We start from the raw sequence: 24330 nt of genomic DNA, 5'->3' as shown, positions 1-24330 counted from the left end.
ACCGTCCGCTACGCCCGCTCATTTATCCGACGGCCGGTCTCACCACGTCCAACCGGTCTGACACGATGGGCACATGCGTGCGCGATACGGAATCCCCCTGGGAATCGTGGCGGCCGGCACCGCCGGCCTGGTGTATGCGGCGGGCTTCGAGGCCCGCAGCTTCCGCCTCCGACGAGTCACCGTCCCCGTCCTGCCCCCGGGCATGCGCCCGCTGCGCGTGCTGCAGGTCTCCGACATCCACATGGTCGGCGGCCAGCGCAAGAAGCAGCGCTGGCTCCAGTCGCTGGCCGGCCTGCGCCCCGACTTCGTGATCAACACGGGCGACAACCTGTCGGACCCCGAGGGCGTCCCGGAGGTCCTGGACGCCCTGGGTCCGCTGATGGAGTTCCCCGGCGCGTACGTCTTCGGCTCCAACGACTACTACGGCCCCAAGCTCCGCAACCCCGCCCGCTACCTGATGGAGAAGGCGAGCGGACGCCACGGTCTGAACGGCAACCCGCCCGCGGTGGGCGCGATCCACAACCCGTGGGAGGACCTGCGGGACGGCTTCGACTCGGCGGGCTGGCTGAACCTGACGAACACGCGGGGGGTCCTCAAGATCGAGGGCGTCTCCATCGAGCTGACCGGCCTGGACGACCCGCACATCAAGCGCGACCGCTACGCCCAGGTGGCCGGGGGTCCCTCGGGGACGTACGACTTCTCCATGGGCGTGGTCCACGCCCCCTACCTGCGCGTCCTCGACTCCTTCACGGCGGACGACTACCCGCTGATCCTGGCCGGCCACACCCACGGCGGCCAGCTGTGCATCCCCTTCTACGGCGCCCTGGTCACCAACTGCGACCTGGACACGGACCGCGTGAAGGGACTCTCCACGCACACGGCGGAGGGCCGTACGTCCTACCTCCACGTCTCCGCAGGCTGCGGCACCAACCGCTACACCCCGATCCGCTTCGCCTGCCCACCGGAGGCGACGCTGCTGACGTTGGTGGCGAAGGAGTAGGGCGCCGGAGGTACGGACCCGAAACGGAGCGGGACCGCAGGTACGGGCCTGACACGGCGCGGGGCCGGAGGTACGGGCCTGACGCAGCATGGGGCCCAAGGTACGGGCCTGACGCAGCGTGGGGCCCGAGGTACGGGCCTGACGCAGCGCGGGTCGGAGGTACAGGCCGAAGCGACGCGGGGCCGGAGTCAGGAACGGACCGGACCGGGACCGGTCGGCGAGGACGCCGGTTAACCCACCGGGCCCGGGACCGGTGGGTTGCGGGCGCCGGTTAACCCACCCGGCCCAGCTCACCTCGCCGCGCCCTTCCCCCACTCCTAGCGTGAGGGGCATGACGGCCCCGATACCCAGGGAGATCCCGGACCTGCCCGCGGTCCCGGGCTCGCCCCTGCTGCTGCCCGCCCCGGTCCCGGCCACGGCGGTGGTCGCCCCGCTCCGCCGCCCCGTGGCCGCGGTGCTCCGCCTGCTGATCGCCGTGGCGGCGGCCGGCGGTGTCGCACTGGAGCTGCTGCTGAGCACCCCGGCCCACGCACTGAGCTACTTCAGCGTCCAGGCGAACGCCCTCGTGGCCGTGGTCATGTTCCTGTCGGCGAGGCGAGCCTGGCGGGCCCGGCGCCCGCTCCCGTCGGCGGTGACGGGCGCCATGCTCCTGTACGCCCTGGTCGCGGCGCTGGTGTACCACCTGCTCCTGGCCCACACGACCCCCCCGTTCTCCATGACCGGCGCGACGACGCCGCCGGAACGCTGGCACGCCCAGTGGGCGGTCCTCCAGGTCCTCCACACGCTGATCCCGGCGGCGGCCCTGCTGGACTGGCTCCTGCTGACGCCCGCGGCCCGCCTCCACCTCCGCCAGACCACGGCGTGGCTCCTGTACCCCCTGGCCTACCTGGCCTTCTCTCTCCTCCGGGCCGCCGTCCTCCCACCCACGCACCAGTCCCGGTACCTCTACCCCTTCCTGGACGTGACGGCCCACGGCTACCGCAGCACCCTGGCCAACGCCCTCCTCCTGGGCCTGGCGATGTACGCCCTGGCAGTGCTCCTGGTGGCCCTGGACCACACCCGCCCGACCCCGATCCGCCACCACGGCTAAACCGGATTTCGTCTACAGCCACCGGTGGGCTAAAGTAAACGTCGTCGCCGCGACAAGCAGCGACACCGGGGTGTAGCGCAGCTTGGCAGCGCGCTTCGTTCGGGACGAAGAGGTCGTGGGTTCAAATCCCGCCACCCCGACGCCGTAGTACCAGGTCAGGGGCCTGATCCGCATCGCGGGTCGGGCCCCTGAGTGGTTCCGAGGGCCGATTTAGGAGCCATGTCGGAGCCAACTTCGGAATCCGGCTCCCGGGCGGCTCACATTCCTCTCGACCGGTGGCGACGCCTGGGTACATAACGGGGAACCTGTGGGGCATACCCGCGGGTTAGGTGCGGCACAGCGCAGGCGGTTGCTTATACGGACGGCCATTGTGTGAGCCTCTCCGTTCCTGATCTGCCACCGTCCCCGGGCCCGGGCTTCAGATCCCACGTCCGGCACGAATCCGTCGGCTCCATGTCAGCTGGCCGTGCGAGCGGATCCCGCGTCGCCGGGCCGTGGCAGCCAACGGACCGCGCATGGGCGAATCCGGGCGGTGACTGCTGCTTGACGAGCCACCCGGAAGCTCCGACCGCAGGCGGGCGTGTGCCTCGTTGGGCGCTTGGAGAGGCGTCAGCCCGACGGAGGTATCTCCATCGGTCGCCGCTCGCCGTGACCACCTCGGTCAAGAGGCCGACGACACCATGCCCTCGGCGATCATGCACGCGGTCAACGGCACCTCAGGCACCTCAGCCTCCGCGTGAACCGCCGCCGTCTGTCTACATGGCAATTCCGGCTATACCCGTGAGCCGGGGTGGCTCTCCATGAGTTGGGCGACCGCACCAGGTAACGGCGAGCGGGTCTCAAGGCGCGTGTACGTCCGGGGCAGGGTGCTGACGTTTCCTCGGCCTTCGTCGTCCAGGCTGTCGGCACTCACCCCTCCCCGCCCGGTACGAGAGCACGGAATGCGGCGAGGGCAGCTTCCCAGTCGGAAGCGACCGGGTCTTCCGGAGGGAGGGCGGGACCCAGGTCCTCTGCCGCGCGGAGCACGGCGGAGGCGAACTCCGGCGCCGTCGTCCGTGCGACGACGCCGTTCTTACCGGCGACCGACAGGCCGTCTTTGGTCCGTCGCACGACAAGGCCGAAGGAGGTGTCGGCACCGGTGAAGCTCAGCACGCGGGCATTGCCCCGGAGAAAGGCACCCAGGCTGTCCAGCAACTGGACGACCGAAAGGTAGATCATCATGCCCTGATCGGGAACGCGCCCGGCCGAGTCGGCCGTGCCAAAGTCGCCGGTGACGGCCATGTCGCCCAGATCGAAACCGCTGGCGTCGCCCTGGCCGGGCCGTACGGTGAACTTCACAGTGATCACGGGATGTAGCTCTTTCCTACCGGGAAGAAGGTGATGACGCGGTTCCCGTCCTCGGAGTCGACGATGAGCCGATATCGGGCCGACATGCCGTTCACGGTCATCCTCTTCTCGAAGGTCTGGATCCGGCGCCCGGGATCCGATACCCGCTGACCTCGCTCGATCATTGTCCTCACAGCCTTCTCCACCTGCCCACGGGTGGTCGACGGAGGCATCAGATCGCCGTGGCCGCCTTGGGCGGACCCCGAGATGTGACGTTCGTCGATGTGCTGCCACCCCTCCTTGGGGTTCCCGTTCTCCAGCCTTGGAGTGGTGCGGCAGAGTGCGAGACCGTAGGGGTCCGTCCAGGTGAGCGGATGAGGTCCGTACCAGTACGGGTTAGGACCGGCTTCCAGACCGAGCGGATCCGGGGAGAGGTACGCCGCAGTCTCGGGATCGTAGTAGCGGTGGAAGTTCTGGTTGAGGCCGGATTCCGCATCGGCGTACTGGCCGGGGAAACGCAAGGGGCAATCCACGGACTCGGCGTCGTCCGCGGGTGCCGGAAACTGTGTGCCCCAGAGGGTGGTACGCCGCTGCCAGGCGATGTCACCGTCGGGAGCGACGAGTTCGGTCGGGGTGCCGATGGCGTCCGTGATGACGGCGTGGAAGTGAGTGGTGTGGTCGGCCGTGGTCTCCTCGGCGAGCCGGGAGAGGAAGGACGCACCCGCAGGAGCGACCACGTGCCTGCTGGTGGTCTGGGCGACGGGGCGATGTGTGCCGGGGGCGTAGTCCCACGTCGTGACGCCGCCGTCCGCGAGGAGTTGCTCGGCGAGAAGGGTCTCCTCCCACGTGTAGTCCGTCCGGTCGGCCTCCGAGCCCTCCGGCAGACGGCGGACCTTGGCGATGCGCCGTCCCAGCGGGTCGTAGGCATACCGCCATCGGTCGCCCTCGGGCGTGACGACCTCGACGAGCCGGTCCTCGGCGTTCCAGGCGTACAGCCACGTCTTCGCCTGCCCGCTCAACAGCTTGCGCGTTTTCTGGGTCCGGCGGCCCTGGGAATCGTAGGAGTACGTGGTGTCACCCACCCGCCGCACCAGCATGCCGTCGATGTCACGACCACCTGCGGCGACATGGGCGGCCGCGGCCGCGTCAGTGAGGTTGCCGGCGCTGTCGTACGCGTAGGTCTCGCTCCAGCCATGGGCACGTACACCCGTCACTCGGCCCATGGTGTCGATGTCGAAGCGGCGCGTGCCCGTTGTGAGCTCTCGAATCTCGGTCAGGTGGCCGTCGACCCGGTAGGCATACGCACGGTGTTGCAACAGGTTGTGGGCACCCGCTGTGACTGATTGGGCTGTGAGACGGTCGACCGCGTCCCAGGTCTGCGTGAGGGTCACGCCGCTGCCCAAGTGACGTTGTGTCTCGCGCCCTGCCGCGTCATGCGTAAAGGTCAGCGCGCCCGCTTCGGAACGCAGTCGTGTCGGCCTGCCCGCCGGATCGTAAGTCCAGTGCGAGGCCAGCCCCGATGGGGTCTCGCGTCGGACCCGGCGGCCCAGCGGATCATAGGCGTAGGTGGTGGTGCGGCCGTTGACGGTCTCGCTCACTACGCGGCCCATCGCATCCCGGGTGAACGCTACGTCCGCGTCCGCGTTCACCGCCTGCGCGAGGCGGCCGTCCGCCGCATAAGCGAATGTCGTGACGTCGTCCCGGTCCGACCGTTGCTCCACGAGCCGCCCCAACGCGTCCCGCGCGAAGCGCAAAGTCTCCCCGGCTCCGTTGGTCCGCGCAGTCACCCGACCTGCCGCGTCGTGCGTGTACGTCAGCGTGCGGCCATTGAAGTCCGTCTCGGTTACGAGACGGCCTGACTCGTCGTAGGTGTACGACCAAGTGCGGCCCTGTGCGTTGGTGACCTCTGTCAGACGCAGTTCCGTGTCGTAGGAAAACGCGTAGTGGGCGCCGTCCGGGTCGATTCTCGTGGCCGGTACGTCGAAATGTGCCGCGGTGTGCCGGGTCGTATGACCTGCTGGATCGATGTGGGAGAGGAGGTTTCCCTCAGCGTCCCAGGACCACGACTCCCGGGTGCCGTCGGGCTGCTCGCGCCAGGAGGGCTTGCCCTCCGTCGTCCAACCGAGGCGTGTGGTGTGGCCCAGCGGGTCCGTCATCTCAACCACCCGACCGAAGGCGTCCCGGCGGATGGTCGTCGTGTGGCCCATCTCGTCCGTCAGGGTGACGGGCAGGCCGGCGTCGTCGTAGGCGACCGTGCGGGTGTGGCCGAGGGCGTTGGTGATCGCCGTGGGGCGGCCCGCCGCGTCGTTCGTGTACCGCGTCTCGGCGCCGACCGGGTCGACGGTGCTGAGCAGGTTGCCCCTCTCGTCGTACGTGTGCCGCCAGACCACCCCGCCGGGCTCGACCACTTCCGTGGGCAGGCCAAGCGCGTTGTACGCAGCCTGGGCGACCGAGCCGTCGGGCAGGCTAAGTTCGGTGATGTTGCCCGCGGCGTCGTAGGTGTAACGCGTGGTGTGACCCAGGGCGTCGGTGACCGTCATAGGCTTGTCGCCATACTCGTCCCACTCCGTGCGGGTGACATGCCCGAGTGGGTCGGTCTCCTCCACCACCAGGCCCTCGGCGTTGTACCGGTGGACCGAGGTGTGGCCCTGGGAGTCGGTGTACGTCGTGGTGCGTTCTTCGTCGTCGTACGTCAGTGTCCCGGAGAGGATGCCGTCGACGCCGTCGGTGCGGACGACGCGGCCCCGCTCGTCGTAGACGTACGAGAACCAGGTGCCGTTGCGGTCGGTCCAGCGGGTGACGCGGCTCTCGGTGTCGTAGGTGAAGCGGAGGGGTTCGCCGCTGGAGTCGATGACCTCGGTGAGGTTGCCGGCGGTGTCGTAGGCGTAGCGCATGACGAGCGTGCCCTCGTCGGGCGCGGCTGATGGGCGGTAGCGGGAGGGCGGCTCGTCCAGGAGGCGCAGGGCCGTGATGCGTGGGCCCTGGGTGTCGACGGCGACGTAGTAGCCGCCGGAGTGGCGGATGCCGAAGGGGATGCCCTCGTCGTCGCGTTCGACGTCGATGCGGTTGCCGTTGCGGTCGCTCCAGGAGTCCAGCGCCAGGTGGAAGACGCCGAAGGTCGGGGAGGGGACGGGGGCGGCGAAGGTGCGCGTCACGCCGGTCGCCGGGTCGGTGACCGTCATCGCGCCGTCCGGCTTGCCGTCCCACTCCAGGGGCCAGCGTGGGCCCTTCACCGGCATCGTGGGAACGCCCGGTTCGGGCACCGGGTACACCAGGCGCATGCCGTCAGCCGCGGCGAAGACGACGCCCTCGCCGTCGATCTGGAGGCACTCGTCCAGAGTGGAGATCCAGGTCGGGCCGAAACAGACGCCACCCCGGTAGGAGGAGAGGTGAGTCCGGGTGAACTCCAGCGGCAGACTGCCCGGCAGGGTCAGGTCCGTCTGCGTCATCAGCATGGCGCCGGTCGCCACGTCGATCGGCTCGCCCACACACGGGGTGCGCTCGGCGTTGCGGGTCGCCGGACCCAGCTCGACCAGGTCGGGGCGGAGCGAGGGCGGGCGCAGCAACAGGGGGGTGGTGTCGGCCAGCCCACCTTCCATGCTCGCCTTCAGCAGGCCGCCGCCCGCGCCCAGCGCGCCGCCGAAGATCATGCCGTCCTTGGCGGCCTGGTTGACCTCGTCCAGGCTGAAGCCGTCCTGTAGTCCGGTCACCATCTTCAATGGCTGGGCCACGGCGAGGTCGACCGCGACCGATTCGACCCCGCCGAACGCGGCGGCGATGAGGGTGCCGGCGGCGATCTCGGCGACCGTCGTGGTGACGGCGATGCCCATCGTGGCGCCGAACTCGATGACCGCGTCGGCCGCCGCGACTGCAGCCCCCGAAGCGAGGCCCGCGGTGAAGAAGGCGAGCGTCACCCCGCCCGCGATCACGGCGGCGTCGATGCCGATCTGCGTCCAGAGTTTGTTGATCGCATCGTCGATCGCGTCGGCGAACTTCTCCAGCGCCTTGGCCATCTCCCGCGAGGACTCCGCAAGATCGCTCAGCCAGCCGCCGTCCTGGTCCTTCGAGTAGCGGCCCCAGAACTTCTCGAACGCCTCGATCGACTCACCGGTGTTGTTGTGGATGATCGACGACGCGCTGCGGTGCACCGGGGAGCGGACGTCGTCCACCGAATCGGCAAAGGTGCGCCAGGCTTTCGCTGCGTCCCGCAGCTTGCCGGAGTCGGCCTCGGGCCACCACAGACCCAGCTTCAGGAGGATGTGGCGGGCTTTGCCCTCAACGCTCACCGGCACCGTCCCTCTGCTTGTCGGCCTTCACCTGCGTGAACATGCCGGCGATGAGCTGGTCGTTGTCCACGTGCCCGTCCGACAGGTCCACCATGGCCTCGTGAATGCTCGTCAGACCGAGCACCAGGATGCCCGCCGCGCTCTCGATCTTCTTCTGCTGCGGCTTGTAGGCGCTGCCGAACTTGTCGCCCTGTTCGTCATGGCCCCAGGGTTCGCCGAGGCCGTCCAGGGTCTGGATGAGGGTGGTCAGCGCCTTGCTCAGATCGATGGCGGCCTGGTGGAAGGCCGGTGCCGCCGCCTTGATGTCGGCGGTCTTGATGTCCAGGACCTTGCCGGGGACCTTGCCGTCGCCCATCGCTTCCGTCTCCCCCCGGTTCGCGATTGCAGCTTCCGACCTTAGGGGAGACGGGTCAAGGAGAGGTCATATGGGAGGCACGTGCAAGTAATGGTTGGCGGCGGGCACGCTGTGGATGACTTCGAGTTCGTCGCCTTCGGCCGACCGGGCACCAGCATTCGCCTCAAGGAATTCTCCACACGGCTGGAGCCGCACAAGTCCGTGTCCTCCGTCCGCGAGTTCCGGGAGCTCCTGCAGGAACTGTCCGTCGCTGCGTGATCGTTACCGCCTTCACCGCCTGACACAGGGGACGAGCCCGTCTCGTGAAGAGGGCTGCTGGATCGCCAGGATGGCCGATATGACGACGATCTACGGTGAGGTGGCCCCCGGGTTCGAGCCAGTCCGGACTGCGTTCCTGGAGAACTTTATCCGGCACGGGGACCTCGGCGCGGCGGTGTGCGTGTACCGGGACGGCCGACCGGTGGTGGACCTGTGGGGTGGCGTGGCCGATGCCGAAACCGGTCGTCCGTGGACGCGGGACACGCTGCAGCTGGTCTACTCGGCGACCAAAGGTGCGACCGCGACCATGGCGCACATGCTGGTAGAGCGCGGAGCTCTCGACCTGGATGCGCCCGTCGCGAAGTACTGGCCGGAGTTCGCCGCGAAGGGCAAGGCGGACATCCCGGTGCGCTGGCTCCTGTCCCACCAGGCCGGCCTGGTCGCGCTGGATCAGCCGGTGCCTTTGAAGGAGGCGCTGGCCTGGCACCCGATGGCGGCAGCACTGGCCGCCCAACGCCCCCTCTGGACTCCGGGCACAGCGCACGGCTACCACGGGCGGACATGGGGCTGGCTGGTCGGCGAGGTGATCCGCCGGGTATCCGGCCGCTCACCCGGCCGCTTCTTCGCCGACGAGATCGCGGCCCCGCTGGGCTTGGACTTCTTCATCGGCCTGCCCGCCGGCGAACGCGACCGAGTCAGCCGCATGGTGTACCAGCGACCCGACGTCGACCTCACCACCGTGCCCACCGAGTCGGTCCCCGAGGAACTCTGCGAGCAGGTCGCCGCCTGGCGGGACCCGAACTCATTCAGCAACCGGACGTACGCCGTCACCGACCCGCCCGAGATCGACTTCGACTCGCCGGAGGTGCAGACCGCGGAACTCCCGGCCTCCAACGGCATCGGCACGGCACGCGCTCTTGCCCGCATGTACGCCGCGCTGATCGGCGAGGTGGGCGGAGTGCGCCTACTCTCCCCGGACGCCCTGGCGTCGGCGACCGAGGAGCAGGTCAGCGGGAAGGACCAGGTCATGCTGATCCCCAGCCGCTTCAGCGCCGGGTACATGCTGCCCACCGAGAGCAACCCGATGACGGGGCCAGGCGCCTTCGGCCACACTGGCCGAGGAGGGTCGCTCGCCTTCGCCGATCCGGAGCACGGTGTTGCTTTTGCATACGCGATGAACCGCATCATTGCGGGCGGTGATGATACCCGTGCTATGTCACTGGTTAACGCGGTTCAAGGGTCCCTGGGGGCTCTCACGTGAATAGTGCCAACTACGCACGCGGGGACTGCCGCTCCACTTGCCTGAGTATGTGGCTGGCCAAGTCCATGAAGCTCGTGATCGACGGTGCCTCCGCGATCAAAGCCCCGGCCCTATCGAGTGGATCACGCCCCTGAGTGGTTCCTGGGGTCGCTTTGCCGTGGCCGAGTTCGGGATGCGCCCGGCTCCCCTCGTGACGGGGCCAGCTCGTCCAGCAGGCGGGTGGCCGGCCGAAAGCCGGCGATCGTCCATGCCGGAACGACGACGCCGGTCTCCAAGCGGCCGACAGACGATGAGCCGAGGCCGGGCCGGATGCCGTTCGCGGACTTCCTCTTGTGGGTCGGCGAGCTCGGCTCGTTCCTCAGTCAGCGTCTCCCCAGACAGCTTGCAGGTCCTCGCAGCGGACGGTGATCGACGCGTCAGTGAGAGCGATCTCATGGACGCAACCGCCGTGCTCATCCGGGAGAATCTCGTCGAGGAGGACGGTGTCGGCCGGCATCCAGTCGATGGCACGCGCGTAATCGATGGAGAAGTGCGTCACCCCTGAATAGCCGATGCGCGGCGCCGCGTCATGCTTCCACTGGTTCGGGGTGCATTCGAGTGTCATACCGCCGCTCTCGTCGGTGGCGATATGGATGCCGGACAGTTCCAGATCCTTGACGCAGCGGCTGTTTCCACGCCCCAGAGCGTGATGCGCCGGATCGGACGCGAACTGCCTGGCGCCGGCAGGCAGCCGATCCCGGAAGTCGGGAGGTTCGGCCAGACAGGCCCGCGGATCGACGTGGAACCCGCCATCATCCCAGGCGGCCGCGACGTACTCCATGTGCGACCTTCAAAGCGGTGACCGGACCGGACGGCAGGTGTCAGTAGTAGTCCTCTCTCTTTCGCATGTGCCCCGTGGGCTCCATCTCGTCGTGGAGGAACGTGTACAGCTCCTCCTCGCCGTCGAGCAGCACCGCGTAGGCGGGCGGAGTCGACTGGTCGGGTGGGTCCGATATGCCGATGACTGCTCCGAGTTCGCCCTCGACATGGGGTCTGTCAGGGGCTCGTACTACGCGCACTTCCGCGTAGAACGGGAGGGGCTCCGTCATCGTGACACCGGTCCTTTCCCAGCGGTGCTGTTCGCGGCCGACCTCGGCCGGGCCCCGTGTTCCGTGCAGCTGTTGCTGTGGGTGCGGGGCAGTTCGACGAGGAAGAGGGCGCCGCCGTGGGGGGCGGTGGTCGCCTTCAGGGTGCCGCCGTGGTGGTGGATCACGTCGCGGGCGATGGCCAGGCCCAGGCCGGCGCCGCCCTCGTCGCGGCTGCGGGCCTCGTCCAGGCGGACGAAGCGTTCGAAGATGCGTTCGCGGTCGGCCGGTGCCACGCCGTGGCCGTCGTCGGCGACGCCGAGTGTCACGGTGTCCGGCGTCGCCTCCACCGTCACGGTGATCGCCGCGGACGCATGCCGCTGGGCGTTGTCGAGCAGGTTGCCCAGCACACGGCCGAGCTGGTTCCTGCTGCCCCTGACCGTCGGTGCGGTGCCGATGGTCCTGACGGTGGGGGCGATGCGGTCGGTCGGTGCGCGCCGGGCCACCTCCTGCCGTACCAGAGCCGCCAGGTCGACCGTCGCGTCGGCACGGCGCTCGCCGGCGTCGAGGCGCGCCAGCAGCAGCAGGTCGGCGGCCAGGTGCTGGAGGCGTACGACGTCGTGCAGCAGGTCGGGGACGTCCAGCAGTCCGGGGTGCTGCTGCGCGACCTCCAGCTGGGTGCGCAGGGAGGCGATGGGGCTGCGCAGTTCGTGGGAGGCGTCGGCCACGAAACGGTGCCGGCGCTCGACCGACTGTTCCAGCGCGGCCAGCGTCCGGTTGGTGGTGCGGGCGAGGCGGGCGATCTCGTCGCGCGAGTCGGGCTCGGGCACGCGGCGGGCCAGGTCACCGCTGTCGGTGATCTCGGCCATCTCCGCTCGGATGTCCTCCACGGGCTTGAGCGCCCGGCGGGTGACCAGCCAGGTCACGCCGGCCACCACCGCGAGCAGGAACGGCAGGCCGATCAGCATCGCGCGGACGACCTGGTCGAGCGTGGCCTGTTCGTCCTCCAGCGACGCGCCCGCGTAGACGGTGTAGGTGCGGCCCGCGTAGGTCGTGCCGTGTACGGCCGCGAAGCGGTATTCGTGCGTCTCGTCGCCGATGGTGAGGGTGAGAGTCCGGCGTTCCGCTTCCGTGCCAGCCTTGCCGCGCGCCGGCGCCTCGTCGTGGCCGTCATCGTCGTCATCGGCGTCGTCACTGCCGTCCGTGCCGTCACTGCCGTCCGTGCCGTCCGTGCCGTCCGCGCCGTCCGCGCCGTCCGCGCCGTCCGCGCCGTCCGCGCTGCCGGTGCCGTCGTCGGCGGCCGCGCCGGGTGCCGGTGAGTAGTCGGTGATCGGGCCCCGGCCGTGCAGGTCGTCGGCCGCGGCCAGCACCTTGCCCGTGGAGTCGACCACCTGGACCGGGTCGTCCTCGTCGTCGGGCAGGTCCAGCGAACCGAAGTTCCCGTTCAGCGCGGCCTGTGAGCCGGCCACGGTACGGGCGGTCACCTCGGCCTCCAGGCCCGCCCGGTCGGTGAGGTTGTGGCGCAGTACGGCGATGACGAGGATCCCGGCCGCCACCAGCGCGATCGACACGACCACCGTGGCGGCCAGCGTCGCGCGGGCCCGGACGGAGGCGAACGGAAGGAAGGAGAGGCGTCTAGGCATCCCGGCCACCGTCTGTCTCCAGCCGGTACCCGGCCCCGCGCACGGTCGTGATCGACCGTCGCCGGAAGGGCACGTCGATCTTGCGGCGCAGTGCGCTGACGTAGACCTCGACGATGTTCGGGTCGCCGTCGTACGCGAAGTCCCACACGTGGTCGAGGATGTCGCCCTTCGACACCACCTGCCCGGCGTGCAGGGCCAGGTGCTCCAGGACCGCGAACTCCTTCGCGGTCAGCGCGATGTCCGTGCCCGCGCGGTCCACGCGTCTGGCGGCCGGGTCGACGGTCAGGTCGCCGATCCTCAGGACCCGGGCGCCTCCCCGGGTACGGCGGCGCAGCAGCGCGCGGATGCGGGCCAGCAGCACCATGTACGAGAACGGCTTGGTCAGGTAGTCGTCCGCGCCGGTGTCCAGGCCCTCCGCCTCGTCGTACTCGCCGTCCTTGGCGGTGAGCATCAGGATGGGCGTGTCATGACCCGCGGCCCGCAGCTGCGCGCACACGCGGTAGCCGTTCAGGCCGGGCAGCATGATGTCCAGGACGACCAGGTCGTACTCCCGCTCCTGCGCCAGGTGCAGACCGGTGACGCCGTCATGGGCCACGTCCACGGCGAAGCCCTCCGCGCCCAGGCCGCGGGCGAGGGCGGTGGCGAGGCGTCTCTCGTCCTCCACGATCAGCAGACGCATGGCTCCAGCGTCTCAGACCCTTCCTGAAGCGATCTTCAGGAAGCTTCAGCGGGGCTTCAGGGTCGTTCGCCCAGGGTGGTCGGTGTCAGCACGAAGCTTCCCCAGCCGGAAAGGGCACCACCATGAAGTCCCTCAAGCGCACTCCGACCGGCCGCCGCCGTACCGTCGCCGCCGTGCTCGTGGCCGCCGTCCTCCTCGGCGGTGCCGGAGCCGCGACCGCCGCTTCCCTCACCGGGGACGGTGACCACGACGGTACCCGGGCGGCCGCCACCACCGCCTCGCCGGGAACCGACCACGACGACGGCGAGGACGGTGACGGCGCCAAGGCCGGCAAGGACGGCGACGACGGCAAGGACGGCGACGACCGCGACGACGACGCCGCGCTGGTCGAGAGCGTCAAGGTCGGCATCGGGCAGGCCGCCGACGCCGCCGGGAAGTCCGTCGCCGGCACGGTCACGGCCGTCGACCTGGAGGGCCGGCAGGGCAAGCCGGTCTGGGAGGTGGACGTGACCGACTCCCAGGGCAGGGAGCACGAGGTCACCGTCGACGCGCGGACCGGCGCCGTCACGACTCCGGGTGACGACGACGGCAAGGGGAACGGCAACGAGGACGACGGCAGGGACGCCGGCGGCACCGGCGACCACGACGACCAGGACTGACGGAGGAGTCCTACCGGTGTTCCGGGTTCTCGTGGTCGTGGCGGCAACCGGCGTCCCAGGCGGTGCGCTGGTTGCCGTAGGCGGGGATGCCTCCCAGGTCCTTCAACGCCCTGGCCAGGTGTAGCAGGTTCCAGGTCATGAAGGTGGTGTTGCGGTTGGTGAAGTCGTTCTCCGGGCCGCCCGAGCCGGGGTCGAGGTACGACGGCCCGGGGCCCGCCTCGCCGATCCATCCGGCGTCCGCCTGGGGCGGGATCGTGTATCCCAGGTGCTGGAGGCTGTAGAGGACGTTCATGGCGCAGTGCTTGACGCCGTCCTCGTTGCCGGTGATCAGGCAGCCGCCGACGCGGCCGTAGTAGGCGTACTGCCCGGCCTCGTTGAGCAGGCTGGAGCAGGCGTAGAGGCGCTCGATCACCCGCTTCGTCACCGAGCTGTTGTCGCCGAGCCAGATGGGACCGGCGAGGACGAGGATGTCGGCCGCCATCACCTGCCGGTACAGCTCCGGCCAGGCGTCCGTCTGCCAGCCGTGCTCCCGCATGTCGGGCCACACGCCGGTGGCGATGTCGTGGTCCACCGCCCGTACGACGTCCACGTGCACCCCCTGCGCGTTCATGATGGCGGTGCTCCGGTCGATCAGCCCCTGCGTGTTGCTGGTCTCCGGCGAGCGCTTGAGCGTGCAGTTGATCACCAGCGCGCGCAGGTCGTCGTACCGGGCCGGCGGGGTGTCGATGCCGGTGCCGGTTTCGGTTCCGGTTCCGGTGCCAGTACCGGTACCGGTGCCATTTTCGGTGCCGGTTCCGGTTCCGGTGCCGGCAGGCGAAGGGGTCACACGGTCCTCCCGGGGGCCTGCCGCCGCGTGGCGCGGCGATCCGTCCACGTCCGGGTCCAGCCTCGGTGCCGTCCCGGTACGGCGCCAGCACAGCACCCCCGAACGGGCCCGGCACCGGCAGAGTGTCCGGCCTCCCCGTGGAACCTCCGCACGGCTCCTCGACCCCCTGCCTCCCCGACCCGCCCCCCCCGTACGGCTCGTCAGTGCCTGGCCGCCCCCGTGAGGCTCCGGCGGGCGAGGGTGATCACTCCGGAGACGGCGGCCGTCGCGGCCAGGCTGCCGACCATGACCAGGCCCACGCCGATCACGAACAGGCCGCTGGCGTCGTCCGACCAGTCGACGTAGGCCGCGGCCGTCAGGCCGACCGTGGTGCCGAGGACGGCGCTCGCGGCATGTCCCCGGGAAGTGGCCCAGTACACCGGTCCGATCAGGGTGAGGACGAGTCCGATCACCTGCCACGCCTCGTACGGGCCGGTCGTCGTGCCGTCCGGGTGCACGTCCCGTTGCTGGTCCCAGCCCAGCCAGGCCGCCCAGGCCAGCGGTGCGACGACGACCGGCGCGAGCAGCGGCAGCATGCGGAGCATCGAGTTCCTCAGTCCTTGGCGCATGGCCCCAGCTTTCCGCCTCGCCCCGGCACGGGCCAGAGCGGAAATACTCAGCCGCACCCGAGTACGCACGGCCGGGTCCGGGGTCGCGCGGGGCCGGGATCTAGGCTTTCTCCCGGAGGAGATCTCGCTTCGTCTGTGCGGTCTGTTGAATCATGAAGGAAGCCACGTTGAACTTCTGGTCGATCTATCAGCACGGCTTCGCGCGCATCGCCGCGTGCACGGGCCACACCGTCATCGCCGACCCCCAGGCGAACGCCGAAGCGGTGCTGCGCCAGGCCCGCCGGTGCGCGGACGAGGGCGTCGCCGTCGCCGTCTTCCCCGAGCTGGGCCTCACCGGCTACTCGATCGAGGACCTGCTGCTCCAGGACGCGCTGCTCGACCAGGTCGAGGCGGCCGTCGCGACGATCGTGGCCGCGTCGGCGGACCTGCTGCCCGTGCTGGTCGTCGGTGCCCCGCTGCGCCACCGCCACCGGATCTACAACTGCGCGGTGACCATCCACCGGGGCCGCGTCCTCGGCGTCGTACCGAAGTCGTACCCGCCCACCTACCGGGAGTTCTACGAGCGCCGGCAGATCGCGGACGGCCACGACGAGCGGGGCGGCACCATCCGGGTCGCCGGCGCCGAGGTGCCGTTCGGGGTGGACCTGCTGTACGCGGCCACGGACGTGCCCGGACTCGTGCTGCACACGGAGATCTGCGAGGACATGTGGGTGCCGGTGCCGCCCAGCGCGGAGGCGGCCCTCGCCGGAGCGACCGTGCTGGTCAACCTCTCCGGCAGCCCGATCACCGTAGGGCGCGCCGAGGACCGCAGGCTGCTGTGCCGCTCGGCGTCCTCCCGCTGCCTGGCCGCCTACGTCTACGCGGCCGCTGGACTGGGCGAGTCGACCACCGACCTGTCCTGGGACGGGCAGACCATGATCTACGAGAACGGGGTGCTGCTCGCCGAGACCGAGCGCTTCCCGCTCGGCGACCAGTGCGCGGTGGCCGACGTCGACCTCGACCTGCTGCGCCAGGAGCGGCAGCGGATGGGCACCTTCGACGACAACCGGCGGGCCCACGCGGCCCGGACCGGCGACTTCCGGACGGTCTCCTTCGAGCTGGACCCGCCGGCCGGCGACCTCGGGCTGCGCCGGCGCGTCGAGCGGTTTCCGTTCGTGCCCGCCGACCCCGAGCGGCTCGCCCTGGACTGCTACGAGGCCTACAACATCCAGGTCGCCGGGCTGCAGCAGCGGCTCGCGGCGATCGGCGGGCCCAAGGTCGTCATCGGCGTGTCCGGCGGCCTGGACTCCACGCACGCGCTGATCGTCGCCGCCCGTGCGATGGACCGCGCCGGCCGGCCGCGCAGCGACATCCTGGCCTTCACCCTGCCCGGCTTCGCCACCAGCGACCACACCAAGGACAACGCGCACAAGCTGATGCGCGCGCTCGGCGTGACCGCCGCCGAGCTGGACATCACGCCGACCGCGCGGCTGATGCTCAAGGAGATCGGCCACCCGTTCGCCGCCGGTGAGCCGGTGTACGACGTCACCTTCGAGAACGTGCAGGCGGGCCTGCGCACGGACTACCTGTTCCGGCTGGCCAACCAGCGCGGCGGCATCGTCCTCGGCACCGGCGACCTCTCCGAGCTGGCGCTCGGCTGGTCCACGTACGGCGTCGGCGACCAGATGAGCCACTACAACGTCAACTCCGGCGTGCCGAAGACCTTCATCCAGCACCTGATCCGCTGGGTCATCGGCAGCGGCCAGTTCGACGAGGAGACCGGCGAGGTCCTCGCCGCGATCCTGGACACCGAGATCAGCCCGGAACTGGTGCCGGGCGAGGAGATGCAGTCCACGGAGTCGAAGATCGGCCCGTACGCGCTGCACGACTTCACCCTCTTCCAGGTGCTGCGCTACGGCTTCCGGCCCTCGAAGGTGGCCTTCCTCGCCTGGCACGCCTGGCACGACGAGGAGGCCGGCGCCTGGCCGCCCGGCTTCCCGGAGGCCAAGCGGGTGGCGTACGACCTGCCCGAGATCCGGCACTGGCTGGAGGTCTTCTGCCGCCGCTTCTTCGCGTTCTCCCAGTTCAAGCGCTCGGCCATGCCGAACGGCCCGAAGGTCTCGGCCGGCGGCTCCCTCTCCCCGCGCGGCGACTGGCGCGCCCCGTCGGACGGCAACGCGGAGGCGTGGCTGAGGGATCTGCGCCGCTTCGACCGGCCGGGGGCGGAAGCGGAAACCGAAGCCGAAGCCGAAGCGCCGGCGGAGGCGTAGGGCGGGTCCGGGGCCGGGTCCGGGCGCGGGCCGAGGTGGCGGTGGGCGGCTGCCGTCTCGCGGGCGGTGGGCGGGTGTTCAGTTGTTCCAGGTCTCGTCGTACGGGTCGGGCGGGGCCTGGACCGGGCGGGTCGAGGTGGCCTTCAGGTACGGGACCGGGCCGCCGTTGACCGGGTCGCGGTCCAGCCGGGGGGTGTAGGTGCCCGTCACCTCCAGCCAGGCGTCCGGGCGGAGGACCGGCGGCAGCTCGCCGGTCAGCGCGATCTTCACCGGCTGGGCGTCCGCGGCGCAGCAGTTCAGGGCCATGCGGACCAGGTAGGGGCGGCCGCCGCGGTCCAGCGCGAGGAAGCCGGTGACCCGGACGGGACGGCCGTGCAGCGAGCGGCCGTGGCCGTAGGCCGCGCGGGAGGCGTAGTCGACGACGGAGAGCGGGACCGGGTCGCCGGCGGGCAACGGGCCGTGGGCGTACGGCTCCTGCAGGGCCGTGCCGGTGCGCAGGGCGCTGTACGAGCCGAGGGCCGGCGGGGCGACCAGGATGAGGGCGAGGAGCGGGAGCAGCAGCAGCCAGGCCACGCGGGGTTCCGGGTGCGCGTGCCCCGGCCGGCCGCCGCGGCGCTCGTACCAGACCGTGGCCAGGGCCGCCGCGAGCAGGACGGCGCCCGCGGCCAGCAGCAGCGGGCGCAGGCCCCCCTTGACGTACCGCAGGTACAGGTCGGTGGTGCCCGCGTGCAGCAGCGCCCCGCCGAGCAGGAACAGGACGGCCGCCTGGGCCTGGCGGTTCACAGCAGCACCGCCCCGGCCAGCACGGCGCCCGCGACGGCCAGCGCGAAGGTCGCGGGGGCGAAGCGGACGGCGAAGCCGCGGCCGAAGGTGCCGGCCTGCATCGCGAACAGTTTGAGGTCGATCATCGGGCCCACCACCAGGAACACCAGCTTGGCCGTCGGGGAGAACTGGGTGAGGGAGGCCGCGACGAACGCGTCCGCCTCCGAGCAGATGGACAGCACGACGGCCAGCACGGCGAGGGCGAGGACCGAAAGCACCGGGTCGCCGGCCGCCGCCCGCAGCCACTGCGCCGGGACCGCCGCCTTCAGCGTCGCCGCGGCCATCGCGCCGAGCACCAGGAAACCGCCGGCGTGCATGACGTCGTGCCGGACGGACCCCCAGAACGCCTCGCCCTTGGTCGCGCCCTCGTGCGCGCCGTGGGCCGGCGGGCGCAGCCGGTCGGCGCGGCCCGTCCGCTGCCACAGCCAGCCCATCGCGCAGGCCACCAGCAGGCTCGCCAGGAAGCGGGCCAGGACCATCTCCGGGTGCCCGGGGAAGGCGACGGCGGTGGCGGTCAGCACCACCGGGTTGATCGCCGGGGCGGAGAGGAGGAAGGCGAGCGCGGCGGCGGGGGCCACCCCCCGGCGGACCAGGGCGCCGGCCACCGGCACCGAGGCGCACTCGCAGCCCGGCAGCACCGCCCCCGCCACCCCCGCCACGGGCACGGCCAGGGCGGGCCGGCGCGGCAGGGCGCGCGCGAAGAACGACGCCGGGACGAACACCGCGATCGCCGCCGACAGCAGCACGCCGAGCACCAGGAAGGGCAGCGCCTGGACGGTCACCGCCACGAACACGGTCATCCAGCTCTGCATCGCGGCGGTGCCGAGCAGACCGCGGATCGGGGACTGGGCCAGCACGGCCGCCACCAGGCCCGCCGCCAGCGCCAACGACGAAGCCGGCCGCCGGCCCGCCGCTCCCGGCGCACCCGCGGAACGCCGCACCTCCCCACCGGGCGGGGGGTTTTCGGCGGCGACCACGGATGCCCCCGCCAACGGGTGTGCGGAACACCCCGCATTCCCACCGGGCAACCCCTCTTCGGCCACGGCAACCGGTGTCCTCGCCGGCGGGGGTGTGGCGGGGTCCGTGTCCGGGGTGGGCGGGGCGTCTTCGGTGATGGCCACGGGTGGTTACCTCCGGCTGCTGCTCTCCCTCCCCGTCAGTACGCGGGCCGTCGTACGGGCGTTCAGGCCGTTGCTGGAACCACGCATCTCCTTGGGGCACTCTTCTCCCTTGTGGCGAGCGTTCCGTACCAAGGGGGGCCGGGGGCCCCGCCGGCGCACATGGTGGTGTGCGGCGACGACGGGCTCGCGCACCGGCTGGCGGCCGAGTTGCGCGGGGTCTACGGCGAGCAGGTGACCCTCGTCGTGCCGCCGAACGGGCGCACCGCCCGTCCCCCGGTGGTCGGCCGGGCGCGGGCCGCGTCGGCGGCGCTGTTCGACCGCGTGGTCAGCGCGGCGGTGGGCGGCCGGACCGGCGGGGCCGGGCAGCCCCCCGGCGCCGCGCCCGGCCAGCGCCCGGACGGCGAGGGCGTGTGGGAGGCCGCCGAGCCGACCGAGGCGGTGCTCGCCGAGGCGGGCGTGGCCCGGGCCGCCGCGCTGGCCCTCGTGTACGACGACGACGAGACGAACATCCGCGCCGCCCTGACCGCCCGTCGGCTCAACCCCCGGCTCCGGCTCGTCCTGCGCCTGTACAACCGGCGGTTGGGCCAGCACATCGAGGAACTCCTCGATCAGGCCGCCGCGTTGGCCGCCGGAGACGGTGCCGGCGGCGCGGGCGCCGCTGCCGAGACCTCCACGACCGTGCTGTCCGACGCCGACACCGCCGCGCCCGCGCTGGCGGCGACCGCCGTGACCGGCACCAGCAGGGTCGTCCAGACCGAGGGCCTGCTGCTGCGGGCCGTGGAACGGCCGCTGCCCGCGGACGGACCCGGCACCGGGCTGTGCACCCTCGCCCTGCTGTCGGGCGGTGACCCGGCCGGCGCCGACGGCCCGGACGGCCCCGGGGAGCAGCAGCCGCGCCTGCTGCCCGACGACGCGCAGGTACGACAGGCCGTCGGACGGCAGGCCGTGGTGCTGGAGCAGGTCTCCGCCGCGGCCGGCCCGGAGTCCGCCGTGCCCGGCCGGCGCGGGCTGGCCGGTGTCCCGCCCCTCGCCTCCCTGTTCTCCCGCCGGCTGCGCTGGTCCCTGGCCGTGCTGGCCGGCTGTGTCATCGGCCTGGCCGTCGCCCTGTGGCTGGTGACCGGCATCCATCCGCTGCGGGCGTTCTACATCACCCTCCTCGACCTGTTCGCGATCGACGACCCGGCCCTCGGGTCGCCCCTGGGCCGCCAGCTCCTCCAGCTCCTCTCCGCGCTGGTGGGACTGCTGCTCCTGCCGGTGCTGCTGGCCGCCGCGTTGGAGACGTTCGGCACCTTCCGCACCGCCTCCGCCCTGCGCAAGCCGCCCCGCGGGCTGAACGGGCACGTCGTGCTGCTCGGTCTGGGCAAGATCGGCACCCGGGTGCTGACCCGGCTGCGCGAGCTGAACATCCCGGTGGTCTGTGTCGAGTCCGACCCGGAGGCGCGGGGGCTCGCCGCCGCTCGGCGGCTGCGGGTGCCGGTGGTGCTCGGTGACGTCACCCAGGAAGGCGTCCTGGAGGCCGCCCAGATCCACCGGGCCCAGACCCTGCTCGCGGTGACCAGCGCCGACACCACGAACCTGGAGGCCGTGCTGTACGCGCGGACCCTGCGGCCCGATCTGCGCGTGGTGCTGCGGCTGTACGACGACGACTTCGCCACCGCCGTGTACCGCACCCTGCGGGCCGCCTACCCGCACGCGCTGACCCGCAGCCGGAGCGTCACCCACCTGGCCGCTCCGGCGTTCGCCGGGGCGATGCTCGGGCGGCAGGTGCTGGGGGCCGTCGCCGTGGAGCGGCGGGTGCTGCTGTTCGCCGCGGTGGACGTGGACGGCCACCCCCAGCTGGAAGGCCGCACCGTGGCGGAGGCGTTCCGGTCCGGCGCCTGGCGGGTGCTGGCGCTGGAGGGCCGGACCGGCACGCCGTCCGATCACGTCCTGGAAAAGGGCGACCGGGTGGTGGTCGCCGCCACCCGCCGGGGACTGGCGGAACTGCGCTGACCGCGAGCCCCGGCCGGAGGGCCCGGCGGACCGACCGAGGGCCGGAGAGCCGGAGGGCCGCAGAGCCGGGCGGACAGAGAGCCGCAGAGCCGGGCAGAGGGGCCGGAGAGCGGCGGGCAGAGGGCCGGAGGGCCGGGCGGGCAGGTGCCCGGCCGGAGGGGCAGGCGGTCGGACGGCCGGAGGGTCAGGCGGGCAGGTGCCGCTGGGCGAACTCCATCTCCAGTCGCACCTGCTTGATCCGCTCGTCCACCACCAGTGAGCCGTGACCGGCGTCGTAGCGGTAGACCTCGTGGACCGCGCCGCGGGACTCCAGTCTCTTCACGTAGTTGTCGATCTGGCGGATCGGGCAGCGCGGGTCGTTGACGCCCGCGGAGATGTAGACCGGGGCCTTGACCTGGTCGACGTAGGTCAGCGGGGAGGACGCCGCGAAGCGCTCGGGGACCTCCTCGGGGGTGCCGCCCAGCAGGGTGCGGTCCATGGCCTTCAGGGCCTCCATCTCGTCGTGGTACGCCGTGACGTAGTCCGCGACCGGCACCACGGCGATGCCCACCGCCCAGGACTCCGGCTGGGTGCCGACGCCGAGCAGGGTGAGGTAGCCGCCCCAGGAGGCGCCGGTGAGGACCAGGCGGGCGGGGTCGGCGAGGCCGGAGGCGACCGCCCAGTCGCGGACCGCGGCCACGTCCTCCAGCTCGATCAGGCCGACCCGGTGCTTGAGGGCGTCGGTCCAGGCGCGGCCGTAGCCGGTGGAGCCGCGGTAGTTGATGCGGATCACCGCGTACCCCTGGTCGACCCACGCGGCCGGGCCCGCCGCGAAGGCGTCGCTGTCGTGCCAGGTGGGGCCGCCGTGCAGGTCGAAGACGGTGGGCAGGGGGCCACTGGCACCCGCCGGCTTCTGGATCAGGGCGTGGATGCGGCCGCCGGGGCCCTCCACCCAGGCGTCCTCCACGGGCACCGAGGGCGGGCAGGCCATGCCGGGCGGGTCCAGCACCACCGTGCCGGCCGTGGAGCGCACCGCCGGCGGTTCGGCGGCCGACGACCACAGGTACTCCACGCTGCCGTCGGGGCGGGCCGTCGCACCGGAGACCGTGCCGGGCGGGGTGGGGACGCGGGTCAGCTCGCGGGCCGCCACGTCGTACCGGAACAGCTCGCTGCGGGCCTCGAAGCCGTGCACGACGAGCAGCGCCGAGCCGTCCGGGTACCACTCCGCGCTGACGTCGCCGGGCAGGTCCAGGGCGAGGTCCGTCTCCTCGCCCGTCGCCACGTCCCACACCAGCGGCTCCCAGCGGCCCCGGCGCTGGTGGCCGATGAGCAGCCGGGTGTCGCCGTCGACCGGGGCGAAGCCCAGCACCTCAAGGCCCAGCTCCTCGGTGCCGCCCTTGGTGTCGTCCAGTTCGGCGACGGTCGTGCCGTCGGGGCGCAGGACGCGCAGCGCCGCGTGCATGGCGTCACCGTGCTCGGTGTGCTCGACGGCGATCAGGGTGCCGTCGTGCGAGAGGTCGCCGACGCCCGCCGACTCGCGGTGCCGGTAGATCTCCACCGGGTCCGCGCCCTCGCGCGCGAGGTGGATCGTCGTGCCGTCCTCGTCCGTGGAGCGGCCGACGACCGCCGTGCGGCCGTCCCGGGAGAGGGCGAGTCCGGCCGGGTACGAGGGGCCGAGGCCGGGCACCGCCGGCTCGTCCGGTCCGCCCGCGAAGGGCTGGCGGCGCCAGATCCCGAACTCGTCGCCGTCCTTGTCGTCGAACCACCAGATCCACGCGCCGTCCGGGGAGAGCACGCCGTCCGTCGTGCCGTTCGGACGGTGCGTCGCCTGCCGCTGCTCACCCGTCGCGCGGTCCCAGGCGTACAGCTCGTACGTGCCCGTCGCGTTCGACACGAACAGGGCACGGTCCGGTGCGTCCTCCGCCCAGTCGGGCAGCGAGACCCGTGGCGCCCGGAAGCGCTTCTCCCAGTCCGGCATGTCCGGCGTGTGCTGCGTGCTCGACGCGCTGCTCTCACTCATGGCCCCAGTCATGCGCCCATATTGCCTGGCCGCGACGACATTCGGGTGACGGGTGTGCGCAGCCTGTGGACAACTTCCGGACCATGGGCGTTGCCGTCGCCTCTCCACCCGTTCCCGGTGGCCTCCGCCGACCGACCCCGACCGACCCCGACCGCCTCCGCCGGCCGACGGCGGCCGCGTCCGCCGGCCGACTCGCCGACGGCGGACAAGGCCGACCCGCGGCCGGGCCACCGTCGCGGGCGCCGTACCGTGGAGGGCGTGTACCGCTTCCTGCTGACACCCCGCTGGTGGGGCATCAACGTCTTCGTGCTGCTCGCCATCCCGTTCTGCGTCTTCATGGGGTCCTGGCAGCTGAGCCGCTTCGAGGGCCGGGTGCAGGACCACCGCGCCGCCACCGACCAGGTCGCGTCGGGCCGGAGCGAGGGCGCGCGCCCGCTGGAGACGATGCTGCCCGTCGACAAGAGCACCTCGGGGCGGCGGGTCACCGCGAGCGGGCGGTACGGCGAGCAGCTGCTGGTGCCCGGACGGGAGCTGGACGGCAAGCGCGGTTTCTACGTCCTCACCCTGCTGCGCACCGACTCCGGCAGGTCGCTGCCCGTGGTGCGGGGGTGGCTGCCGGGCCGGGCGGATGCCGCGAAGGCTCCCGCCGCGCCCGCCGGTGAGGTCACCGTCACCGGGGCGCTGCAGGCGTCCGAGACCCCGGGGGACAACGGGGTGAGCGCCCAGGGCGGGCTGCCGGCCGGGCAGACCGCGGCGATCAGTTCGGCGTCGCTGGTGAACCTGGTGCCGGACCGGCTGTACGACGCGTGGGTCACGCTCGACAAGGGCGACGCGGGGATGAAGGCGGTGCCCGCGAGCGTGCCCACCGGTACGGGTCTGGATCTCAAGGCGTTCCAGAACCTCGGTTACACCGGCGAGTGGTTCGTGTTCGCCGGGTTCGTGGTGTTCATGTGGTTCCGGTTGCTGCGGCGCGAGGTGGAGTTCCAGCGGGACGCCGCGCTGGGCCTGGTGCCGGAGGAGCAGACACCGGTGACCACCGGCTGACCGGTGCCGGTGCCGCGCCTCGGGTACGGCGGTGGGGAGCGCCCCCGG

Annotated in this window: 20 protein-coding genes and 1 tRNA gene; 9 read left to right on the top strand and 12 right to left on the bottom strand. The window is 71.8% G+C overall.

Annotation, left to right across the window (positions count from 1 at the left end):
* Nucleotides 1-73 precede the first annotated feature (73 nt).
* The 3 genes from ABZ576_RS16920 (at nt 74) to ABZ576_RS16910 (ending at nt 2230) form a co-directional block, all read left to right on the top strand.
* The gene (locus ABZ576_RS16920) at nt 74-1000 is read left to right on the top strand and encodes a metallophosphoesterase (protein ID WP_360740842.1); all 927 of its coding nucleotides are present in this window, start codon (nt 74-76) and stop codon (nt 998-1000) included.
* 331 nt (nt 1001-1331) lie between these two features.
* On the top strand, nt 1332-2090 hold the full coding sequence (locus ABZ576_RS16915; protein ID WP_360740840.1) for a Pr6Pr family membrane protein: 759 nt from the start codon (nt 1332-1334) through the stop codon (nt 2088-2090).
* Nucleotides 2091-2156: 66 nt separating this feature from the next.
* Nucleotides 2157-2230 (top strand) — tRNA-Pro (locus tag ABZ576_RS16910).
* Nucleotides 2231-2999: 769 nt separating this feature from the next.
* Here the strand turns inward: ABZ576_RS16910 and ABZ576_RS16905 are convergent.
* Genes ABZ576_RS16905 through ABZ576_RS16895 form a run of 3 tightly spaced genes read right to left on the bottom strand, consistent with a single transcriptional unit; the run spans nt 3000 to nt 8057 of the window.
* Nucleotides 3000-3437 (bottom strand): hypothetical protein, encoded by a 438-nt coding sequence (locus tag ABZ576_RS16905; protein ID WP_360740838.1) that lies wholly within the window; start codon nt 3435-3437, stop codon nt 3000-3002.
* Nucleotides 3434-7702, bottom strand: coding sequence for a DUF6531 domain-containing protein (locus ABZ576_RS16900; RefSeq protein WP_360740836.1), 4269 nt, complete (start codon nt 7700-7702; stop codon nt 3434-3436). The genes ABZ576_RS16905 and ABZ576_RS16900 overlap by 4 nt, the downstream gene beginning before the upstream one ends.
* Nucleotides 7692-8057 carry a hypothetical protein gene (locus ABZ576_RS16895; protein WP_360740834.1) on the bottom strand — a complete coding sequence of 122 codons (366 nt, stop codon included), beginning with the start codon at nt 8055-8057 and terminating at the stop codon, nt 7692-7694. The genes ABZ576_RS16900 and ABZ576_RS16895 overlap by 11 nt, the downstream gene beginning before the upstream one ends.
* A gap of 111 nt (nt 8058-8168) precedes the next feature.
* On the opposite strand from ABZ576_RS16895, the gene ABZ576_RS16890 reads away from it, so the two are divergent.
* Together ABZ576_RS16890 and ABZ576_RS16885 are read left to right on the top strand one after the other, a co-directional pair.
* Nucleotides 8169-8315 carry a hypothetical protein gene (locus ABZ576_RS16890; RefSeq protein WP_360741131.1) on the top strand — a complete coding sequence of 49 codons (147 nt, stop codon included), beginning with the start codon at nt 8169-8171 and terminating at the stop codon, nt 8313-8315.
* Between the two features lie 79 nt (nt 8316-8394).
* A complete protein-coding gene (locus tag ABZ576_RS16885) occupies nt 8395-9576 on the top strand; it encodes a serine hydrolase domain-containing protein (RefSeq protein ID WP_360740832.1) in 1182 nt (393 codons plus the stop codon).
* Between the two features lie 358 nt (nt 9577-9934).
* Here the strand turns inward: ABZ576_RS16885 and ABZ576_RS16880 are convergent, their stop codons facing one another.
* From ABZ576_RS16880 to ABZ576_RS16865, 4 genes are read right to left on the bottom strand one after another with little or no spacing between them, the layout of a single operon-like run.
* Complete coding sequence (locus ABZ576_RS16880) at nt 9935-10396, bottom strand: hypothetical protein (protein WP_360740830.1); 462 nt, start codon at nt 10394-10396, stop codon at nt 9935-9937.
* Nucleotides 10397-10436: 40 nt separating this feature from the next.
* The gene (locus ABZ576_RS16875) at nt 10437-10664 is read right to left on the bottom strand and encodes a hypothetical protein (protein WP_360740828.1); all 228 of its coding nucleotides are present in this window, start codon (nt 10662-10664) and stop codon (nt 10437-10439) included.
* The gene (locus ABZ576_RS16870; RefSeq protein ID WP_360740826.1) at nt 10661-12283 is read right to left on the bottom strand and encodes a HAMP domain-containing sensor histidine kinase; all 1623 of its coding nucleotides are present in this window, start codon (nt 12281-12283) and stop codon (nt 10661-10663) included. The genes ABZ576_RS16875 and ABZ576_RS16870 overlap by 4 nt, the downstream gene beginning before the upstream one ends.
* Nucleotides 12276-12962 carry a response regulator transcription factor gene (locus ABZ576_RS16865; RefSeq protein ID WP_360740825.1) on the bottom strand — a complete coding sequence of 229 codons (687 nt, stop codon included), beginning with the start codon at nt 12960-12962 and terminating at the stop codon, nt 12276-12278. The genes ABZ576_RS16870 and ABZ576_RS16865 overlap by 8 nt, the downstream gene beginning before the upstream one ends.
* Nucleotides 12963-13084: 122 nt before the next feature.
* On the opposite strand from ABZ576_RS16865, the gene ABZ576_RS16860 reads away from it, so the two are divergent.
* Nucleotides 13085-13621, top strand: a complete 537-nt coding sequence (locus tag ABZ576_RS16860) for a PepSY domain-containing protein (RefSeq protein WP_360740823.1) — start codon at nt 13085-13087, stop codon at nt 13619-13621.
* A 10-nt stretch (nt 13622-13631) separates the two neighbouring features.
* Here the strand turns inward: ABZ576_RS16860 and ABZ576_RS16855 are convergent, their stop codons facing one another.
* Together ABZ576_RS16855 and ABZ576_RS16850 are read right to left on the bottom strand one after the other, a co-directional pair.
* On the bottom strand, nt 13632-14348 hold the full coding sequence (locus ABZ576_RS16855) for a flavodoxin family protein (protein ID WP_360741119.1): 717 nt from the start codon (nt 14346-14348) through the stop codon (nt 13632-13634).
* 299 nt (nt 14349-14647) lie between these two features.
* Entirely contained in the window at nt 14648-15055 is a 408-nt protein-coding gene (locus ABZ576_RS16850) for a hypothetical protein (RefSeq protein WP_360740821.1), read from the bottom strand.
* Between the two features lie 167 nt (nt 15056-15222).
* Between ABZ576_RS16850 and ABZ576_RS16845 the strand changes: the two genes are divergently transcribed.
* Entirely contained in the window at nt 15223-17304 is a 2082-nt protein-coding gene (locus ABZ576_RS16845; protein WP_360740819.1) for an NAD(+) synthase, read from the top strand.
* Between the two features lie 78 nt (nt 17305-17382).
* Here ABZ576_RS16845 and ABZ576_RS16840 read toward each other — a convergent pair whose 3' ends face one another.
* Nucleotides 17383-18087, bottom strand: coding sequence for a TIGR03943 family protein (locus tag ABZ576_RS16840; protein WP_360740817.1), 705 nt, complete (start codon nt 18085-18087; stop codon nt 17383-17385).
* Nucleotides 18084-19067: a permease gene (locus tag ABZ576_RS16835; RefSeq protein ID WP_360740815.1), complete on the bottom strand. Its 984-nt coding sequence runs from the start codon at nt 19065-19067 to the stop codon at nt 18084-18086. The genes ABZ576_RS16840 and ABZ576_RS16835 overlap by 4 nt, the downstream gene beginning before the upstream one ends.
* 339 nt (nt 19068-19406) lie before the next feature.
* Between ABZ576_RS16835 and ABZ576_RS16830 the strand changes: the two genes are divergently transcribed.
* Entirely contained in the window at nt 19407-21239 is a 1833-nt protein-coding gene (locus ABZ576_RS16830; RefSeq protein ID WP_360741117.1) for an NAD(P)-binding protein, read from the top strand.
* A 184-nt stretch (nt 21240-21423) separates the two neighbouring features.
* On the opposite strand, the gene ABZ576_RS16825 is transcribed toward ABZ576_RS16830, so the two are convergent.
* Entirely contained in the window at nt 21424-23238 is a 1815-nt protein-coding gene (locus ABZ576_RS16825) for a prolyl oligopeptidase family serine peptidase (RefSeq protein WP_360740813.1), read from the bottom strand.
* A gap of 258 nt (nt 23239-23496) precedes the next feature.
* Here ABZ576_RS16825 and ABZ576_RS16820 point away from each other — a divergent pair, with 258 nt between their 5' ends.
* The gene (locus tag ABZ576_RS16820) at nt 23497-24282 is read left to right on the top strand and encodes an SURF1 family protein (RefSeq protein WP_360740811.1); all 786 of its coding nucleotides are present in this window, start codon (nt 23497-23499) and stop codon (nt 24280-24282) included.
* Nucleotides 24283-24330: the final 48 nt, after the last annotated feature.

The organism is Streptomyces sp. NPDC013455, assembly GCF_040632975.1.
Classification (GTDB): domain Bacteria; phylum Actinomycetota; class Actinomycetes; order Streptomycetales; family Streptomycetaceae; genus Streptomyces.
This window is presented reverse-complemented; position numbering and strand designations above follow the sequence as displayed.

Bases quoted from the DNA above. Each gene is read 5' to 3' on its own strand.
- ABZ576_RS16920 (WP_360740842.1), top strand. From the start codon at position 74: ATGCGTGCGCGATACGGAATCCCCCTGGGAATCGTGGCGGCCGGCACC.
- ABZ576_RS16915 (WP_360740840.1), top strand. From the start codon at position 1,332: ATGACGGCCCCGATACCCAGGGAGATCCCGGACCTGCCCGCGGTCCCG.
- ABZ576_RS16895 (WP_360740834.1), bottom strand. From the start codon at position 8,057: ATGGGCGACGGCAAGGTCCCCGGCAAGGTCCTGGACATCAAGACCGCC.
- ABZ576_RS16885 (WP_360740832.1), top strand. From the start codon at position 8,395: ATGACGACGATCTACGGTGAGGTGGCCCCCGGGTTCGAGCCAGTCCGG.
- ABZ576_RS16880 (WP_360740830.1), bottom strand. From the start codon at position 10,396: ATGGAGTACGTCGCGGCCGCCTGGGATGATGGCGGGTTCCACGTCGAT.
- ABZ576_RS16875 (WP_360740828.1), bottom strand. From the start codon at position 10,664: ATGACGGAGCCCCTCCCGTTCTACGCGGAAGTGCGCGTAGTACGAGCC.
- ABZ576_RS16870 (WP_360740826.1), bottom strand. From the start codon at position 12,283: ATGCCTAGACGCCTCTCCTTCCTTCCGTTCGCCTCCGTCCGGGCCCGC.
- ABZ576_RS16865 (WP_360740825.1), bottom strand. From the start codon at position 12,962: ATGCGTCTGCTGATCGTGGAGGACGAGAGACGCCTCGCCACCGCCCTC.
- ABZ576_RS16860 (WP_360740823.1), top strand. From the start codon at position 13,085: ATGAAGTCCCTCAAGCGCACTCCGACCGGCCGCCGCCGTACCGTCGCC.
- ABZ576_RS16850 (WP_360740821.1), bottom strand. From the start codon at position 15,055: ATGCGCCAAGGACTGAGGAACTCGATGCTCCGCATGCTGCCGCTGCTC.
- ABZ576_RS16830 (WP_360741117.1), top strand. From the start codon at position 19,407: ATGGTGGTGTGCGGCGACGACGGGCTCGCGCACCGGCTGGCGGCCGAG.
- ABZ576_RS16825 (WP_360740813.1), bottom strand. From the start codon at position 23,238: ATGAGTGAGAGCAGCGCGTCGAGCACGCAGCACACGCCGGACATGCCG.